Raw genomic sequence first — 16262 nt, forward strand, 5'->3', positions numbered from 1 at the left:
GATATGCAAAAAGGAAAAATGAGATTCATTGAAGTAGAAACCAAAAACAGGACGGCGGATTTCATAAATCGGCTGCTGACGGTATGGGAAAGTTCTGTAAGAGCGACACACCTGTTTCTGTCGGACAGTGAAATCAAAAAGATAAAAGAATATGTACCGCAGGCGCTCGCTGGAATTGCGCATTTGATGATTGCAGAAGATGATAGGGGCTGCCCCGGGGCTTTTATGGGGATCAAGGACGGCACCTTGGAAATGCTGTTCATTTCCCCGGAAGAAAGAGGAAAGGGGCTCGGAAAGCGCCTGCTCCAATATGGGATTAAAACCTATGCCGTAGAGCGGGTGGCTGTGAATGAGCAAAACCCACAGGCCAAGGGCTTTTATGAACACATGGGCTTTCAGGTTTATAAAAGGACAGACCTTGACGAACAGGGCAATCCTTATCCGCTTTTATACATGAGCCTTAACATCTAAATCGGATTTTACGAAATCTCATATCTCGCAGAGAAGCAAAAACAGAAAGTACCCTGCCTTATACTCATTATCATCATTGCCCTTTTCCTTGACTTGCTTGTGTCTTTGTGATATACTAACATACATAAAATTAGAGGTGAGGTGGAAAGATGATTAACTTTTCTTGCAAATAAATTGGAATATACAGTGATACTGTGTTTTACAGTACCATTGTACCCATTGCAAGAAAGTTAAAAGTCTATTCACTCGATATATCGTAGGCGTATCACTCTTGATAGGGGTGGTACTATTATGCTGTGACGAGCTGCAAGAATTGACTTTCTTGCAGCTCTTATTTTATGTTCTTTATCCCCGGAATAAAGGAGGAATGCGATATGTCGATGATCCGAGTCGAGAACCTTACCTTTGCCTATCCATCCAGCTATGATAACATTTTTGAAAATGTCAATTTTCAAATTGATACAGATTGGAAACTTGGGTTCATTGGTAGAAATGGCAGAGGTAAAACAACTTTTCTAAATCTTCTGCTTGGAAAGTACGAATACCATGGAAAAATACAAGCCTCTGTGCAATTTGATTACTTTCCATACCCTGTTAGCAATAAAAACAGATTAACTGCGGACATTCTCTCGGAAGTCTGCCCGCTGGCGGAAGAATGGGAGCTGTTGAGAGAACTATCCTATCTGGAAGTCCGTGATGATGTGCTTTGGAGACCATTTTTTACGCTTTCTAATGGGGAGCAGACCAAGGTGCTGCTTGCCACCCTCTTTCTGAATGATGGACACTTTTTACTGATTGATGAACCGACAAACCATTTGGATATGGAAGCCAGAGAAACCGTTTCAGCATACCTGAAACGGAAAAAGGGATTCATTTTAGTCTCTCATGATCGCTGTTTTTTAGATGGCTGTGTTGACCATATCCTGTCGATCAATCGGTCAAACATCGAAGTGCAAAGCGGAAATTTTTCTACTTGGTTTACCAACTTCCAGCGTCAACAAGAATTTGAACTCGCTCAAAATGTGAAGCTGAAAAAAAGCATTGATAATATGCAAAAGGCAGCTAAAAGAACTTCTGTCTGGTCAGACCGAATTGAAGCGTCAAAATATGGGAACGGCCCGGTTGATCGAGGGTATATTGGTCACAAATCTGCCAAAATGATGAAACGCTCAAAGGCTATCGAAGTGCGGCAGCAACGTGCAATCGAGGAAAAGTCCGGCCTTCTCAAAAATTTGGAAACCGTAGAAGATTTGAAAATCGCTCCGCTTCTCTATTTTTCAGATACCTTAGTGACTTTCTCTGATGTTGTACCGATTTTTGACGGCAAAAATGTCTGCCAGCCAATCTCGTTTACAGTAAAACAGGGAGAACGCATTGCCCTTTATGGAAAAAATGGTTCTGGGAAAACGAGCCTTCTAAAGCTACTGGTTGGGCAACAAATAGAACATCGTGGGACAGTTGCAATAGGTTCTGGCATGATATTGTCCTATGTACCTCAAGATACTTCTATGCTGAACGGTTCGTTATCAGAGTTTGCGGAAGCCAATCGTGTTGATGAAAGTTTATTTAAGGCAATCTTACGGAAAATGGATTTTTCACGAATACAGTTTGAAAAGAAAATGGAAGATTTTTCGGCGGGACAAAAGAAAAAAGTGTTGATAGCAAAAAGCCTTTGTGAACAAGCGCATCTGTATGTGTGGGATGAACCTCTTAACTATATTGACATCTATTCTCGAATGCAAATTGAAAATCTGATTAGAGAATTTTCTCCTACCATGATCTTCGTAGAACATGATCTTGCTTTTAGAAATAACATGGCGACCAAAAGCATTCGTCTGGCTACCGAATAGCAAAGCCAGCCGAGCCAGTCAACGGTCAAGATGAACGGCGCATTTCATGCGCCGCCGTTGACAGCCCCGCCCGTCTTTGCAAAAGGTAATCAAGGCGGGAAAGCCACAAAATGGCTTCCCGCCCATTTCAATTTTGCAAGGGAGAACGCTCCCAAATTAAAAAAAGTGCGGCCAAGCACTTTGAGGGATTGGCCGCCTTGTCTGCCCGTTCAGCGGGACGGAGGGCGGCGGTCAAGGCCGGGTATAAAACCGTTCATTTCAGCCTTGACGGTTGCCCGCTGTCCTGCTACTTTTCCGGGAGTGTGGCCACAGCTTCGGGACATTTTGTCCACAAGTCGGAGCGTAGGACGAGGGACGGGGCTTTCATATACCTGCCGCCGTTCTCTGAAACCAGCCCGATTTTTTGTTCATTCCCATTCACAAAAATTCAGCCTGTTTTCCTGCCGGAGCAAACGGGGCGCAAAAAGCACCGCACCCCGTTTCCCCCGTCAGCCACGCCAGCAGGTATAACACACTACACTTTGCTTCGCAAAGTCGTGTGCCAAATGGGGGCTTTGCCCCCTTTGGAAACCCCCACAAGAAAAGGCGGTACGCTACCCCTCCACGGGGCGCATACCGCCTTTTCTTGTTATCCAGCCCTCCGGCTGTATCGGTTGAGCAAAAGTCAGCATGGGATTGGTGTGATATCTTTAATTATGTGAAACTCCCAAAAGTTCACAAGTAATTCCTTGAAAAAAACTCTGCTTCATGTTATATTATAGATAAAGAAGACAACCGCCCAAGCAGTTCGTGCCATTCCAATCGGCTTACGCCTCTTGGGGCACTATTGCATGGCGTGCATAAACCAATCAGCAGCGTCCTACGGACTTGCTTCTTGGATGCACCCGCAAAGGTGGGTTGCCGCTTAAATTAGGTTTGAAAAACCGTCTCTAGCTCGCAAATTACAGAGGCGGTTTTTCTATGTCTAGACTATCTGCTGTACTGAAAGATAAAAGTCAGCAATGCCAGAATGAACATGCCAAAAGCCATCAGGTCTTTGGAATCATCGTTCCTCATAGACATCACCTCGATTCTCTTAGAGAATTTCGGCAATGCCACCCCGTAAACGGTTGTCTTAAAACATATTTTAGCATATAAAACAAAAACATACAACGAACAAACTGTGAAGTTTGCCGTTGTATGTTTTTTATTTATATCTTGTTTTTACCTTACATCTCTGCCATGAGTATAAACCGGCAGCAGCTTCGGCGACAACTCACCATGCACTCCGGCAGCCTTTTCTTCCTCAGCGTAGCGACGTACATGCTCCAGGCTCAGCTTGCCCAGCTTAACAGACTTCGCTGCTTCGGCAGCCTTAGTACCGGCAATGCGGCCAAAGACGATGATATCCAGCAGGCTGTTGCCCATCAGACGATTGGTGCCGTGAATGCCGCCAACAGCTTCACCGGCAACAAACAGGCCCGGCAGCTTTGTTTCCGCATCCTTATCAATCAGGATACCGCCGTTTTGGTAATGCAGCGTCGGATAAATCAAAATCGGCTCCTTGCGCAGGTCAATGCCAAACTTAGCATACATGCGCAGCATACCCGGAATGCGTTTGGCAATCGTGCCTTCACCATGCAGCATTTCAATCAGCGGCGTATCGAGCCACAGCGCTACACCATCGAGCGCCTTCACGCCCTTGCCGCGGGCAGTACATTCGCGAATGATAGACGCAGCCGCCACATCACGGGTTTCCAGCGGATGCATAAAGATTTCGCCCTCGCTGTTTACGAGCTGCGCACCAATCGAGCGCACCTTTTCGGTAACCAGCGCACCGTAAATCTGCGCCGGATAAGCAACACCCGTCGGATGATATTGAATAGCATCCGCATAAATCAGCGGCGCACCGGCACGGTATGCCATAACAAGGCCGTCGGCAGTCGCACCATAATGGTTAGAAGTCGGGAAGCCCTGATAATGCAAGCGTCCTGCACCACCGGTTGCCATGATTACGCATTTAGCACGTACAACCTTGTACTCCTGCGCATCAAAATCCCACAGCACCGCACCGGCAGTTTTACCCTCCTCGTCAAGCAGCAGCTCGACTGCGGGTGAAAACTCCAGCACCGGAATACCGCGGTTCTGCACTTCGTCACGCAGCACGCGCATGATCTCCGCACCGGTGTAATCGGCGCAGGCATGCATACGCTTACGGCTCGTGCCGCCGCCATGCGTCGTTACCATAGTGCCGTCCTGCTCCTTGTCGAACATAACGCCCAGCTTGCTCAGCCAGTCAATCGCCAAAGGTCCGTTGGTTACCAGTTCTTCCAACAGCTCGGGAATATTTTTGTAGTGACCGCCGCCAAAAGCATCCAGATAATGCTGCGCCGGGGAATCGTTGCCCTTATCCGCAGCCTGAATACCGCCCTCGGCCATCATCGTGTTGGCATCGCCCATACGCAGCTTCGTTACTACGAGGACGTTAGCACCGCCGTTATGTGCTTCCAACGCAGCGGAAGCACCGGCACCGCCGCCACCGATAACCAGCACATCAACGTCATAGTCCACTTTTTCCAAATCAAGCTCTACATCCTGCAGGCGGCTTTTGCCCTCCAACAGCTGTGCCAATTCTACCGGCACCTTCTGGCCCTTGTTAGGACCAACCTCCAGCACCTTGAAGCCCTTGGAGCTGTAGTCCGGATGGAACTCCTTCAGCAGCTCGTCCTTCTCCTCTGCCGTAAAGCGTTCGATAGAAGCGTGCAGACGTTGGGCACGGGTAGCTTCAACCTTAGCCATAGATTTTAACATATCTTCAGTAAATGCACTCACCTTGCCGCACCTCCTTATTTTTCAATCTCACGCTTGTTATACAGGTCTTTGATTTCGTCCAAAGGCATATTTTTGAGCTTTTCCAACAGCGTTACATAATCGCCGTTTTCAATTTCGGCAACACGCTGAGCCAGATGCTCGCACTTCGGCGCAATATATTTGCCTGTCAGGCGACGGCACAGCAGGCCGACAGCGCTGTGGCTGATTTGCGCCGGGCAGCGGGATGCACAGATATTGCAGCCAACGCAGTCGAAGGAAGCATGTGCTGCCTTCTCATATTCGCCGCGCTGAGCGTAAGCAATATACTGCATAACATTCAGGCCCTGCGGACAGCCCTTCGTGCAGGCATTGCAGCCGATGCAGCTGAAGATTTCCGGATACAGCTGACCGACAATATTATCGCTTGCCTTAATCTCTTCGATATTAAAGGTGCGCTTGTTAATCGGGAAGGAATCAATCTTGCCAACGCACATGCCTTCCTCAACCTTCGTCTGGCAGGAAAGCACAACCTTCAGCTCCGTGCTGCCCTTCAGGCGATAAATTACTGCACAGGCTCCGCAAAAGCCGCTGCGGCAGCCGCAGCCGCGCACCAGCTTAAAGCCTGCATATTCCATGGCATCCATAATGGTCAGGGTTGCCGGGACACTGTACTTTTTGCCCAGCAGGTAAACAGTTACCATTTCTTCCATATTTTTGCTCCTTATATTTTCTTCTCCAAAACGTATTTCAGAATCTCAAAGCTAAAATCCGCTATAAACGAAACAGCTTCGTTACGAGCCATCAATATATCGTGTAAGGAATAGCAATTTTAGCAAATGAGTGCTTGGAAGCACAGGAACAAGGGTACGTAACTTACTGTTACTATATGACAAATTTTACCGAAGTTCCGTCTTGCTTCCGCACGAAATTTGCGTTATGCCCTAAGTCATAGGAAAATTGCTCCTGACTGGAACGATATATTTATGGCGACGCAAAATATAATCAATATTCGTCCGGTATCTCGTCCAGCTCATCGCAGGTAAACACCGGTCCATCCTTGCACACGTACTTCTTGCCGATATTACAGCGACCGCACTTACCAACGCCGCACTTCATGCGTAGCTCCAGCGTCGTATAAACCTGCTTCTTCTCAAAGCCCATCTCAATCAACGCCGCCAGGCACAGCTTAATCATAATCGGCGGACCGCACAGCAGCACCGTCTTATCCGGCGTAAACTTCAGGTCCTTCAGGAAATTAGGCACAAAGCCGACATTGCCCGTCCAGCCCTCCTGCGCACGGTCAATCGTCAGATGCACACGCGTATCCTTTTGCACCGGCCACACATTCGTCAGCTCGTCATAACGCACAAAATCTTCCTTGCTGCGTGCGCCGTAAACAACATCAATGCTGCCGTAATCGTCACGCTTATCCAGCATATAATTGATTACACTGCGCAGCGGCGCCAAACCGATACCACCGGCAATAAACAGTAAATCCTTGCCCTTCAATTTATCCTCAACAGGGAAATGATTGCCGTAAGGTCCGCGCACTGCTATCTGCTGGCCCGGTTCAATATCAAAATGCAAAAAGTTCGTAATCGAGCCGCAGCGTTTAATGCTGAACTCCATATATTTTTCGTTCGTCGGAGAGGAGGTAATGGAAAAAATCGCCTCACCCTTACCGGGAACGGAAAGAATAGCGCATTGTCCCGGCAGATGCTCAAACAGCTTACCGCCGCCGATTTTCTCCACGCGGAAGGTTTTTACATCAGCTGTTTCCGTGCAGATATCCGTCACCACGCCAATCTGCGGAATCAAGGTATCCTGACAATTACACATCCTGCTTCACCTCCGCTTTTTCCAAGGCCTTGGCTACCTTGACGATATTCAGCTGCACCGGACACTTTTGCAGGCAGCGTCCACAGCCGACGCAAGCATATTCACCGTCATTGTTCTCCGGGAAATATACCAGCTTATGCATATAACGCTGACGGAAGCGCTCCACCTTCGTCTTACGCGGACTGCCATGCGCCATCAGCGTAAAATCCTTCGCCATGCAGCTGTCCCAGCAGCGATAGCGTTGCGTGCGCTCCTCAGTCTCCTGATAATCACGGATATCGTAGCAATGACAGGTAGGGCACACATAGGTACAAGTACAGCAGGACAGGCAGCCTGCAGCCATCTGCTCCCAGATTTTGCTGTTGAATACCTTCAGCTCATCCTTAGTCAGCTCGTCATTTACCTTGAAATCATGCAAAGGCAATACGCTCAAAATTTTCTGCGTCTGCTCCTGCTGATCGCTGACCGCTGCCGCAGCATCTGCAGTTGCCTCCGCCAGCACACCGCCATCGACAAGCTTCGCTGTCAGCTCCTCGCCCTTGGCAGTCACAGCCTGCCAGCAAAGCTCCTCGCCTGCCAGCCAGGTCTGCACATCCGTCTCCGGAGCACCTGCGTCAATGCCAAAGGCATGGCAGAAGCAGGTTTCTTCGGGAGCACTGCAGCCTAAACCGATGAGCACGCATTGCTCGCGTCTTGTTTTGTAATATGTATCAACAGGTGCTTTTAAAAACACCTTATCTAAAATCTTAAAGCTGCGCGCATCGCAGGCACGCACGCCCATGACAATCGTCATGCCGGCAGGCGGAACATTCTGCTCCAGCGCCAGCTCCTTGCCGCTCGTCTTAAAGGTCAGCAGATTTTCTACCTGCGGGAAGAAAACATCCTTCGCGCTGCGGTTCGTCAGCGGCGCATCCAATGCAACCTCCACATCCTCTCGATACGGTGCGAAGTCCGCATGACCGCTCTTGTTCTTGCAGGGCAGCAGCAGCGTACCGATATTTTGCAGGGCTGCATATAACTTTGGCAGCTTATCCTTTGTTATCTTATACATGCTGCTCCCTCCCTTCTACCGCACTGTTGGCCTCGGGATCATTCTGCTTATAGCTTACCTGCGGTGCAGGCGTTTCGCTATCCGCACCGGCCTGATACTGGCCGAAGAAGCTGTTGATATCCTTCATAAACTTCATATTCAGCAGCTCCAGATGAATTCCCTGCGGGCAAACACGCGCACATTCGCCGCAGCCGGTGCAGCGCCCGGCAACGTGGAAGGCACGGATGATATGATACATCTGCTCCTCAACCTCGTCGGCATAAGCCTTGCCTGCTACCGGAGTATCAGGCTTATCAAAAACGCATTGCTCGCAGCTGCACGCCGGGCAAATATCGCGGCAGGCATTGCAACGGATACACTTGGAAAGCTCACTTTGCCAGAAGGCAAAACGCTCCTCGGCGCTCATCGCTTCAATCTCCTTGACCTTGGCGAATTTATCACCGGTAAACTGCGGTACAGTCAACGGCTCAGCCAACTCCTCATCCGCAATTTTATAAGCAGCGCCCTTGCACATCAGGCATTTGTTCAGCAGCACGTCAGCCTTCGCCAGACGCTTTTCACCATAAGCGGTGTTGACAACAACCTCATCACCGTCTACGCTCACGCTGATGATACCCTTAGCACCGGCAGCCTTAATCTTGTTGATATCCAGCATACCGCTGCAGGGTGTGCCGATGGCGTAGACAAGCTCACGCTTAATGCGGTTATCCTTCAGCAGCTGGTTCACTCCGTATGTATCGCAAGGCTTTAAGAAAACAGCCGTCTTCTTGCCTGCATGGCTTGTTTCGATTAAATATTTGCAGAGATTGGCAGGGCAGAACTCATTATAAACGAGCTTGTCGCATTCGTCTGCGCTGCCAACAGCAGCAGGTGCGTTATCGTAAAAGAATTCGCCTGCCTGCCATGCTAGCACACGCTCTACTGTGCCCTCTGCCAACAGCTCAGCTGCACGCTTCTGCAGCAGCTTTTCTATTTTTTGCATCGCAAATCCCTCAACTTTACATTCTCACCCAATGCCGCAATATGCTCGGCAAAATCATTCATCACCTGTGCAAAACGTGCGCCCTCGGCCGCACTAACCCATTCCACACGGAAGCGCTCACCGGCCACGCCCAGATAATCAAGCATACTGAGCAGCAGTGTCATACGACGGCGTGCATAATAGTTGCCTGTCGAATAATGGCAGTCGCCGGGGTGACAGCCGCACATGATGACACCGTCCGCGCCACGCTGAAACGCGCGCAAGATAAAGAGCGGATTCACTCTGCAGGAGCAGGGAACCTTGATGATTTTGATATTAGCAGGATAATGCTTGCGGGCCGTTCCGGCACCGTCAGCACCGGCATAGCTGCACCAGTTACAGCAGAAGGCCACGATTTTCGGTTCAAAATTTTTCTTCTCTAGCATAATGCATCCACCTCTGCCAGAATTTGTTGATTAGTAAAGCCCTGCAAATCCATAGCACCACAGGGGCAGGCTACCGTGCAGGCACCGCAGCCCTGGCACAGCGCATTGTTTACCACGGCAACGGTACGTGTTTCGCGCACGCCCAGCTTAGTAATAACCTGCTTGCTCTCGCCGGTAATCGCACCATAGGGGCAGACATGCGTGCAAGCCAGGCAGCCGCTGCAAATGCTTGTATCGCACTGCGCAGTGCAGGGGTTCGTCAGCAGCTTATCCTTCGCCAGCAGGCCGACAACCTTAACGGCCGCCGCACCGGCCTGCGAAACAGTTTCCGGAATATCCTTCGGTCCCTGGCACATGCCGCTGAGGAAAATGCCTGCCGTCGGACTTTCAACCGGACGCAGCTTCGGATGCGCCTCTACGTAAAAGTCATCGTTATCAATGCTGGCAGTCAGCATCGTTGCCAGCTTGCGTGCATCGGGAGAAGGCTGCACAGCCGTCGCCAGTACTACTAAATCAGGATTCAGCATCAGTTTGCGACCGCTGTTCAAATCACTGGCAAAAACCGTCAGCTTGCCATCGCCATCAACAACAACCTTGCCTACCTGACCGCGTACATAATGCACGCCGTACTCTTCCACCGCACGGCGCTGGAACTCGTCAAAGCCCTTGCCCGGAGTACGTACATCTATATAAAAAACAGTTACATCCACATCAGGATATTTTTCGCGGATATACATCGCATGCTTGGCATTATACATGCAGCAAATTTTACTGCAGTAGCTCTTGCCACGACCGCTCACATCACGCGAGCCTACGCAGGAAACTATAATAACCTTCTTCGGCTCCTTACCGGTAGAAGGACAAACGAGATGACCTTCTGTCGGTCCTGCTGCGTTCGTCAGACGCTCCAGCTCCAGCGAGGTGATAACGTCCTTGCTGGCACCGTAGCCATATTCGCCGAACTTGTCGAGAGACAACGTTTTAAAGCCTGTTGCCAGCACAATCGCACCATATTTTTCCGTGATCAGCTCATCGGTCTGCGTATAATCAATTGCTCCTGCCGGACAAACCTTGGAGCAGATACCGCATTTACCTGTCTTGAACTTAATGCAGGCCTCGCGGTCGATAACAGGCACCTTGGGAATCGCCTGCGCAAAAGGAATATAGATTGCGCCGCGATTCTTCAGTCCCATATCGAATTCACTCGGAGTTTTGCGGGACGGACATTTTTCGGTACAGATGCCGCAGCCGCTGCACATATCAGCCTTCACGCTGCGTGCCTTTTTGCGGATTGTCACATCAAAATTGCCCACGAAGCCGCTCACGCTTTCTACCTCGCTATAGGTATAGAGCGTAATATTTTCATGGTTTGCTGCATCCACCATCTTCGGTGTCAGGATGCAGGCAGAGCAGTCGAGTGTCGGGAAGGTTTTGTCGAGCTGCGCCATACGGCCGCCGATTGTCGGCTCCTTCTCCACAATATCAACCTTGTAGCCTGCTTCCGCAATATCCAGCGCCGTCTGAATACCGGCAATACCGCCGCCTATAACCAGTGCGCGCTTCACTACCTGGCTTTCGCCGGGCTTCAGCGCTCCGTTAAAGCGCACCTTGGCAATTGCTGCCTTGGCTAATTTAATCGCCTTCGCTGTCGCTTCGGCCTTATCCTTCAGCACCCAGGAGCATTGCTCGCGGATATTGGCAATCTCTACCATGTAGGGATTGATGCCAACGCCCTCCGCACATTTGCGGAAGGTTGCCTCGTGCATACGCGGCGAGCAGCTGCAGACAACAAGTCTGTCCAGCTTATAATCTGCCACAGCCTTGCGAATCAGCTCCTGGCCCTGCTCGGAGCACATATATTTATAATCGATGGCATAGGCAACGTCAGGAATTTGGCGCACTGCCTCTACCACCTGGGCAACATCTACCGTGCCGGCGATGTTGCTGCCACACCAACAAACAAAAACACCAATCTTTTGCACGTAGCTTCCCCCTATTTATTATATTTTCTAAAGGCTGCAACCAAAAGCTGCTGCGGCATATCGCTCGGATAATGCTCCACACTTTCCGCAGGCAGCTTGTTGTTTCCTTGCTGACGAATCTGCAGCAGACGCAACGCCTCCATAATACGCGCCGGACTCACGCCACGTGGGCAGCGCTCCTCGCACGCCATGCAGGACAGACATTGCCACGGTGCATCAGCCTCCAGCAGCTCGGATGCATAACCGCTGTTTAAGTCCCAAACTACGCGGTGGGGCAGCAAATCCATTTTAGACGCAGCTTCACAGTTCGCACTGCAGCGGCCGCATTGCATGCAGCGACGCACGTCGGTAACAGCAAGGCGCAAAATATCCTCTGTCAATTGCTTTTCATCAACAGCCATTATTCCGCACCTCCTTCGCTCTCCGCAACACCAAGTGCTTCTGCAAGAAGCTCCGTAAAGTAGCGCGTCTGCAGGCTGCCTGCGGCACCATTGGCCGTCAGGTTATATGCACACAGCGGGCATGCAGTAACAAGCTCCTGCGCACCACAGCTTGCAGCATTATTTTTAATTTCGCTGACAAGCTGCTCGCACTGCGCCTTATCCTTCAGCGCCAGATAACCGCCGCAGCATTCGTTGCGCATGCTATAAATAACAGGCTCCGCACCCAGCGCTTTAATAAAGGCTTCCATAACAGTTGGACTCTCTACGTCATCGAGGGCCAAAACTGCTCCCGGTCTGAGCAGCAAACAGCCATAATAAGCGCCAACCCTGCGTTCCTTTAAAGGATGGCTCACAAGCTGCGCCAGCTTTTCCCAACCGATTTCATCACGCAAAACCTCCAGGTAATGCAAAACCCGTGTTTCACCGGCATAAGGCTCTTCCAATTGCAGATAATTATTCACCTTTTGGCGAATCTCCGCATTCGTCGCCATATCGTGGTTCACACGTTTGATGACATGGTAGCACGCACTGCACAGCGTCACCAGAACGCCGCCGTTTTCACGCGCCGCCACAAGCGCACGCACCGCACTCAGACGCTCGGCAATAGCATCAGGCGCCATCGGGTAAACCGCGCCGCAACACTGCCATTCCGGCAGCTCTACCAGCGGAAAGCCCAGCACCTCAGCACAGCGTCGTGCTGCCATATCCAGCTGCTTCGCCTTCGTTGACAGCGTGCAGCCAGGATAATAATTATAAATCATCGTCTTTCCCTCCTTCGCAAAGGACATAAAACAACCTTGACCAAAAAATTGCTTTATTACGTATCTATTCTACATTAATTCTGAAAATACTGCTAGTAGCAAAGAAAAATTTTCTTGGTTGCGTCGTGTCCTGCGGACACGGGAAAATTTTTCTCTGAACGAAACGGAATGTGAATTGCGAATCATATATAATCTCTTGGCTCATTGTATAATGAAATTGCACACCTGAAAAATTGAATAAAAAATAGTCCATTGTGATACCTTTGTGTTAAGATTAAGTTGCTACACAAAAACTAACTAAGGAGTAATCACAATGGACTACACCAAAGATATCACAAATCATCAAAAAGGTAAACACTTTTCTTTAGGAGACCGCAGGGAATTACAAGGAATTCTGTCTGACAGCTCTAAACAGTATTCTCTTCGTCAGCTGGCAAAGTATTTTAACTGTGCTCCAAATACTATCAGGAATGAACTCAAGCGTGGTGCTCATCCTCATACCGGTAGATATGGAGCTGCTCGTGCTCAACGTGCCTATATTGCTAGCCATAGCAACAGTATTTGCAAGTCTAAAAGATTTCTTACAAGTAATTTTGTTACTTGGACTGTTCGAAAAGTATTGCAAGAACACTGGTCTTTGGATGCCTGCCATGGCTATGCCCTAGACAATCATCTATTTCCTCTCAAAGAAATTGTGTGCGTAAAGACTCTCTATAACTATGTAGATTCCATGCTGCTTAGATTGCGCAACATTGACCTTCCATTAAAGGTAAGAAGACGTAGAACAACCCGCAGCATAAAGAAAAATCTGAAGCATATGGGTCGCAGCATAGACGAGAGGGATTCTAATGTGGATGAACGCAATGAATTCGGTCATTGGGAAATAGATACTGTTATAGGAAGTAAAAGCAAGAGTGACAACGTGGTGTTGACTCTTGTGGAACGTATAACACGCAAGTATATCGCACTGAAAATAACTAGTAAAACATCCTTTGCTGTTAACGAAGGCATTGCTTACCTAAAGGAATACTATGGTACTAAATTCAGTCAGGTGTTTAAGACAATTACTAGCGATAATGGAAGCGAGTTTGCAGAACTCTCGCAAATAGAGAATGACACTTCTATAAAAATATACTTCGCACATCCTTACAGTTCTTGGGAAAGAGGCAGTAATGAGCGCCATAATGGTTTGCTCAGAAGATTCATCCGAAAAGGAAAGAGGATGGACAATTATAGCTACGAAGATATTATGTTTATCGCTGATTGGTGTAATTCACTTCCAAGGAAGATTCTGGGATATAAAACTCCAGATGAACTGTTTGACTTTGAGTTGGATAAGATCTATGCATCTTAATTTTCAAAAAGTGTGCAACTTCTTATTGCAATTTAGAATATATAATCTCTTTTTTATCATAAACAAAAAAGAGCTGCTACGAAAGCTCGTAACAGCTCAAAGAAACAAATTTTAATCCTGCCAGTAGTCCAGCTTTTGAGTCAGACCAATCTTGCTGGCCTTAAACTCAGGATTCTTACCGGCATTGCGCTGCTCGGTGTAATCATCCAGCGCACGCAGAGCAGGACCGCCCAGAATGCAGATAACAGGCAAGTTGATAATTGCCATGCAGCCCATGGTAACATCTGCCAAATCCCACATTGTACCCATGCTGGAGCCGGCACCGATGAAAATCAGTACGCAAGCCAGAATGCGGTAGCACAGAGTAAAGGTTTTGCCCGGAACATGCTTCAGAACATAAGCAAAAGCATTATCTACATAATACAGGTTGCCCAGCAGAGTAGTGAAGGCAAACAGTACCATAGATACAGTGATAAACAGCTTAGCATAATCGCCCATGCTTGCTGCCAGAGCTGCCTGTACATAAGGCGCACCAGCAAGCTCCTTAGTCGGCTCGATGCCGGAGCTCAGGCACATGAAAGCGGTAGCGGTGCAAATCAGCAGAGTATCAATAAATACGGACAGCATCTGAACCAGGCCTTGCTTAACCGGGTGAGAAACGTCAGCTGCAGCAGCAGCGTTCGGCGCAGAACCAACACCTGCTTCGTTGCTGTACAGACCGCGTTTGATACCGAACATCATGCAGCTGCCGGCAAAGCCACCGAAAATTGCAGTGAAGTCAAATGCTTCAGCAAAAATTCTGCCTACAACTCCGGGAACCAGATTGATATGCATAATAGTAAGGATAAATGCTACAGAAATGTAGATAACGCCCATCAAAGGAACCAAAGTAGAGGTTGCTTTGATAACGCGCTTGCCACCGCCCAGCAGGCAATAGCCTACGAGTACTGCTTCTACTGCGCCGATAATCCAGGGAGTTGTATCCGGATTATAGAAGCTCAGAGCAGCAAAGGTGGATTGCAGATTGTAGGAGCACAGCATATTAAAGCCGCAGCCATAGGTTACAATCAAGGCCAAAGCAAAAAGCACTGCCAGACCGCGGCTGCCCAAAGCAGCTTCGATATAGTATGCAGGGCCGCCGTAGCTGCCGTGCGGACCACGTTTCTTGTAAATCTGTGCCAGGGTGCTTTCAATAAAAGCAGAAGCGCCGCCAACAACAGCAATAACCCACATCCAGAACACAGCACCATAACCGCCGAGGCAGATAGCTGTGGAAATGCCGATAATATTACCAGTACCTACACGGGACGCAGTAGATACCATCAAAGCCTGGAAGGATGATACCGCACCGGATTCAACAGGCTTCTCCAAAATAACACGAATAGTTTCCTTAAACATACGTACCTGCACCAGACGAGTACGCAAAGTGTAGTACAGGCCTACACCGATGAGCATGATAATCAGCAAATAACTATACATAAAATTGCTGATTGCTCCAATAATTTCTCCGAACATAAATGTTGCTCCCCCTTTTTTAGTTTGTTTGTTAATTATAACATATTTACTTGCTTTTCCAAAATTCAGAAAGGACGACAGCTAACAAAGCTAACACTTTTGCACAATATAATAAATCAATTAAGTGATTTTGATAACCTCGCATTCTGCTGCTCTAGTTTAAGCCTTGCAAGCATTCCTTAAGACTCGCATAGCACGGATGCTCCAAATCAAAGGCTCCTGCCAGAGCCGCCTCGCCCAAGCGCATGCCCACATACCTTTCTGTTCCTGCGAAATATGTATACAATAAATGCCTGCTGTAGTTCATTAATCCGTTCTCACGCCCACGGCAGCAATTTACAGTCTGCAGATATTCCGCACTCACATTATAAAGATTATAGTAATCGCTGCATTCGGAGCTTTCCTGCCGCAGCGATTGCAGCAGCATATCCTCAAGATAGCCTTTTTGCCAACGTTTAGTAGCTTTTTTGCCGGGAAAGAAAAAGTGCGTGCAATACTCCACTTCTCTAAAGAAAGTATTGTCACGCACTGCAAAAAATTTCTGCATTCGGCGTTCGCGCTCATCAGCCGCGTCGGCAAAGAATACTGCTTTGCGCACTATTTCTCTGCCTTCCAGCTGTATAAGGCGTTTAGTCAGCAAGTCTAACTTATCGATACTCTGATAATTTACAATCTGCATGTTAGGCAAGCTGATTCCCTGCTTAAATAAATGCCGGAGATAGGCATGCATAAACTGCGCCATCTCCAATCTTTCACACAGCAATAAAACCTCACCGGTAATAATGCTTTGCTTACTCAA

Annotated in this window: 14 protein-coding genes; 3 read left to right on the forward strand and 11 right to left on the reverse strand. The window is 48.6% G+C overall.

Features of this window, described 5'->3' with window-relative positions; translation table 11 throughout:
* Positions 1-18 precede the first annotated feature (18 nt).
* Together M5E81_RS09300 and M5E81_RS09305 are read left to right on the forward strand one after the other, a co-directional pair.
* On the forward strand, positions 19-471 hold the full coding sequence (locus tag M5E81_RS09300) for a GNAT family N-acetyltransferase (protein ID WP_021391067.1): 453 nt from the start codon (positions 19-21) through the stop codon (positions 469-471).
* A gap of 374 nt (positions 472-845) precedes the next feature.
* Positions 846-2321: an Lsa family ABC-F type ribosomal protection protein gene (locus tag M5E81_RS09305; protein ID WP_235398761.1), complete on the forward strand. Its 1476-nt coding sequence runs from the start codon at positions 846-848 to the stop codon at positions 2319-2321.
* A 1203-nt stretch (positions 2322-3524) separates the two neighbouring features.
* Here the strand turns inward: M5E81_RS09305 and M5E81_RS09310 are convergent.
* The 9 genes from M5E81_RS09310 to M5E81_RS09350 all read right to left on the reverse strand — a co-directional run bounded on the left by M5E81_RS09310 (position 3525) and on the right by M5E81_RS09350 (position 12594).
* Entirely contained in the window at positions 3525-5111 is a 1587-nt protein-coding gene (locus M5E81_RS09310; protein WP_009145613.1) for an FAD-dependent oxidoreductase, read from the reverse strand.
* 35 nt (positions 5112-5146) lie between these two features.
* Entirely contained in the window at positions 5147-5821 is a 675-nt protein-coding gene (locus tag M5E81_RS09315; protein ID WP_009145612.1) for a 4Fe-4S dicluster domain-containing protein, read from the reverse strand.
* Positions 5822-6113: 292 nt separating this feature from the next.
* Complete coding sequence (locus M5E81_RS09320; protein ID WP_249747354.1) at positions 6114-6950, reverse strand: FAD/NAD(P)-binding protein; 837 nt, start codon at positions 6948-6950, stop codon at positions 6114-6116.
* Positions 6943-8001 (reverse strand): 4Fe-4S dicluster domain-containing protein, encoded by a 1059-nt coding sequence (locus tag M5E81_RS09325; RefSeq protein ID WP_249747355.1) that lies wholly within the window; start codon positions 7999-8001, stop codon positions 6943-6945. The genes M5E81_RS09320 and M5E81_RS09325 overlap by 8 nt, the downstream gene beginning before the upstream one ends.
* Entirely contained in the window at positions 7994-8983 is a 990-nt protein-coding gene (locus M5E81_RS09330) for a 4Fe-4S dicluster domain-containing protein (RefSeq protein WP_249747356.1), read from the reverse strand. Before M5E81_RS09330 ends, M5E81_RS09325 begins: the two co-directional genes overlap by 8 nt.
* Entirely contained in the window at positions 8971-9408 is a 438-nt protein-coding gene (locus M5E81_RS09335) for a hydrogenase iron-sulfur subunit (protein ID WP_021719456.1), read from the reverse strand. The genes M5E81_RS09330 and M5E81_RS09335 overlap by 13 nt, the downstream gene beginning before the upstream one ends.
* Positions 9402-11390 carry a CoB--CoM heterodisulfide reductase iron-sulfur subunit A family protein gene (locus M5E81_RS09340; protein ID WP_249747357.1) on the reverse strand — a complete coding sequence of 663 codons (1989 nt, stop codon included), beginning with the start codon at positions 11388-11390 and terminating at the stop codon, positions 9402-9404. Before M5E81_RS09340 ends, M5E81_RS09335 begins: the two co-directional genes overlap by 7 nt.
* Positions 11391-11401: 11 nt before the next feature.
* A complete protein-coding gene (locus M5E81_RS09345; RefSeq protein WP_249747358.1) occupies positions 11402-11791 on the reverse strand; it encodes a 4Fe-4S dicluster domain-containing protein in 390 nt (129 codons plus the stop codon).
* A complete protein-coding gene (locus M5E81_RS09350) occupies positions 11791-12594 on the reverse strand; it encodes a CoB--CoM heterodisulfide reductase iron-sulfur subunit B family protein (RefSeq protein ID WP_249747359.1) in 804 nt (267 codons plus the stop codon). The genes M5E81_RS09345 and M5E81_RS09350 overlap by 1 nt, the downstream gene beginning before the upstream one ends.
* A gap of 313 nt (positions 12595-12907) precedes the next feature.
* Here M5E81_RS09350 and M5E81_RS09355 point away from each other — a divergent pair, with 313 nt between their 5' ends.
* Positions 12908-13948, forward strand: coding sequence for an IS30 family transposase (locus M5E81_RS09355; RefSeq protein ID WP_249746999.1), 1041 nt, complete (start codon positions 12908-12910; stop codon positions 13946-13948).
* Positions 13949-14059: 111 nt separating this feature from the next.
* Here M5E81_RS09355 and M5E81_RS09360 read toward each other — a convergent pair whose 3' ends face one another.
* Positions 14060-15463: an alanine/glycine:cation symporter family protein gene (locus M5E81_RS09360; RefSeq protein WP_249747360.1), complete on the reverse strand. Its 1404-nt coding sequence runs from the start codon at positions 15461-15463 to the stop codon at positions 14060-14062.
* A 154-nt stretch (positions 15464-15617) separates the two neighbouring features.
* Positions 15618-16262 (reverse strand): hypothetical protein, encoded by a 645-nt coding sequence (locus tag M5E81_RS09365; protein ID WP_040565112.1) that lies wholly within the window; start codon positions 16260-16262, stop codon positions 15618-15620.

This window comes from Phascolarctobacterium succinatutens, assembly GCF_023497905.1.
Classification (GTDB): domain Bacteria; phylum Bacillota; class Negativicutes; order Acidaminococcales; family Acidaminococcaceae; genus Phascolarctobacterium_A; species Phascolarctobacterium_A succinatutens.

Excerpts from the sequence above, each read along its gene's own strand:
- M5E81_RS09355 (WP_249746999.1), top strand. The coding sequence starts at position 12,908 with ATGGACTACACCAAAGATATCACAAATCATCAAAAAGGTAAACACTTT.
- M5E81_RS09320 (WP_249747354.1), bottom strand. The coding sequence starts at position 6,950 with ATGTGTAATTGTCAGGATACCTTGATTCCGCAGATTGGCGTGGTGACG.
- M5E81_RS09360 (WP_249747360.1), bottom strand. The coding sequence starts at position 15,463 with ATGTTCGGAGAAATTATTGGAGCAATCAGCAATTTTATGTATAGTTAT.
- M5E81_RS09310 (WP_009145613.1), bottom strand. The coding sequence starts at position 5,111 with ATGTTAAAATCTATGGCTAAGGTTGAAGCTACCCGTGCCCAACGTCTG.
- M5E81_RS09335 (WP_021719456.1), bottom strand. The coding sequence starts at position 9,408 with ATGCTAGAGAAGAAAAATTTTGAACCGAAAATCGTGGCCTTCTGCTGT.
- M5E81_RS09315 (WP_009145612.1), bottom strand. The coding sequence starts at position 5,821 with ATGGAAGAAATGGTAACTGTTTACCTGCTGGGCAAAAAGTACAGTGTC.
- M5E81_RS09345 (WP_249747358.1), bottom strand. The coding sequence starts at position 11,791 with ATGGCTGTTGATGAAAAGCAATTGACAGAGGATATTTTGCGCCTTGCT.
- M5E81_RS09300 (WP_021391067.1), top strand. The coding sequence starts at position 19 with ATGAGATTCATTGAAGTAGAAACCAAAAACAGGACGGCGGATTTCATA.
- M5E81_RS09330 (WP_249747356.1), bottom strand. The coding sequence starts at position 8,983 with ATGCAAAAAATAGAAAAGCTGCTGCAGAAGCGTGCAGCTGAGCTGTTG.
- M5E81_RS09350 (WP_249747359.1), bottom strand. The coding sequence starts at position 12,594 with ATGATTTATAATTATTATCCTGGCTGCACGCTGTCAACGAAGGCGAAG.
- M5E81_RS09305 (WP_235398761.1), top strand. The coding sequence starts at position 846 with ATGTCGATGATCCGAGTCGAGAACCTTACCTTTGCCTATCCATCCAGC.
- M5E81_RS09325 (WP_249747355.1), bottom strand. The coding sequence starts at position 8,001 with ATGTATAAGATAACAAAGGATAAGCTGCCAAAGTTATATGCAGCCCTG.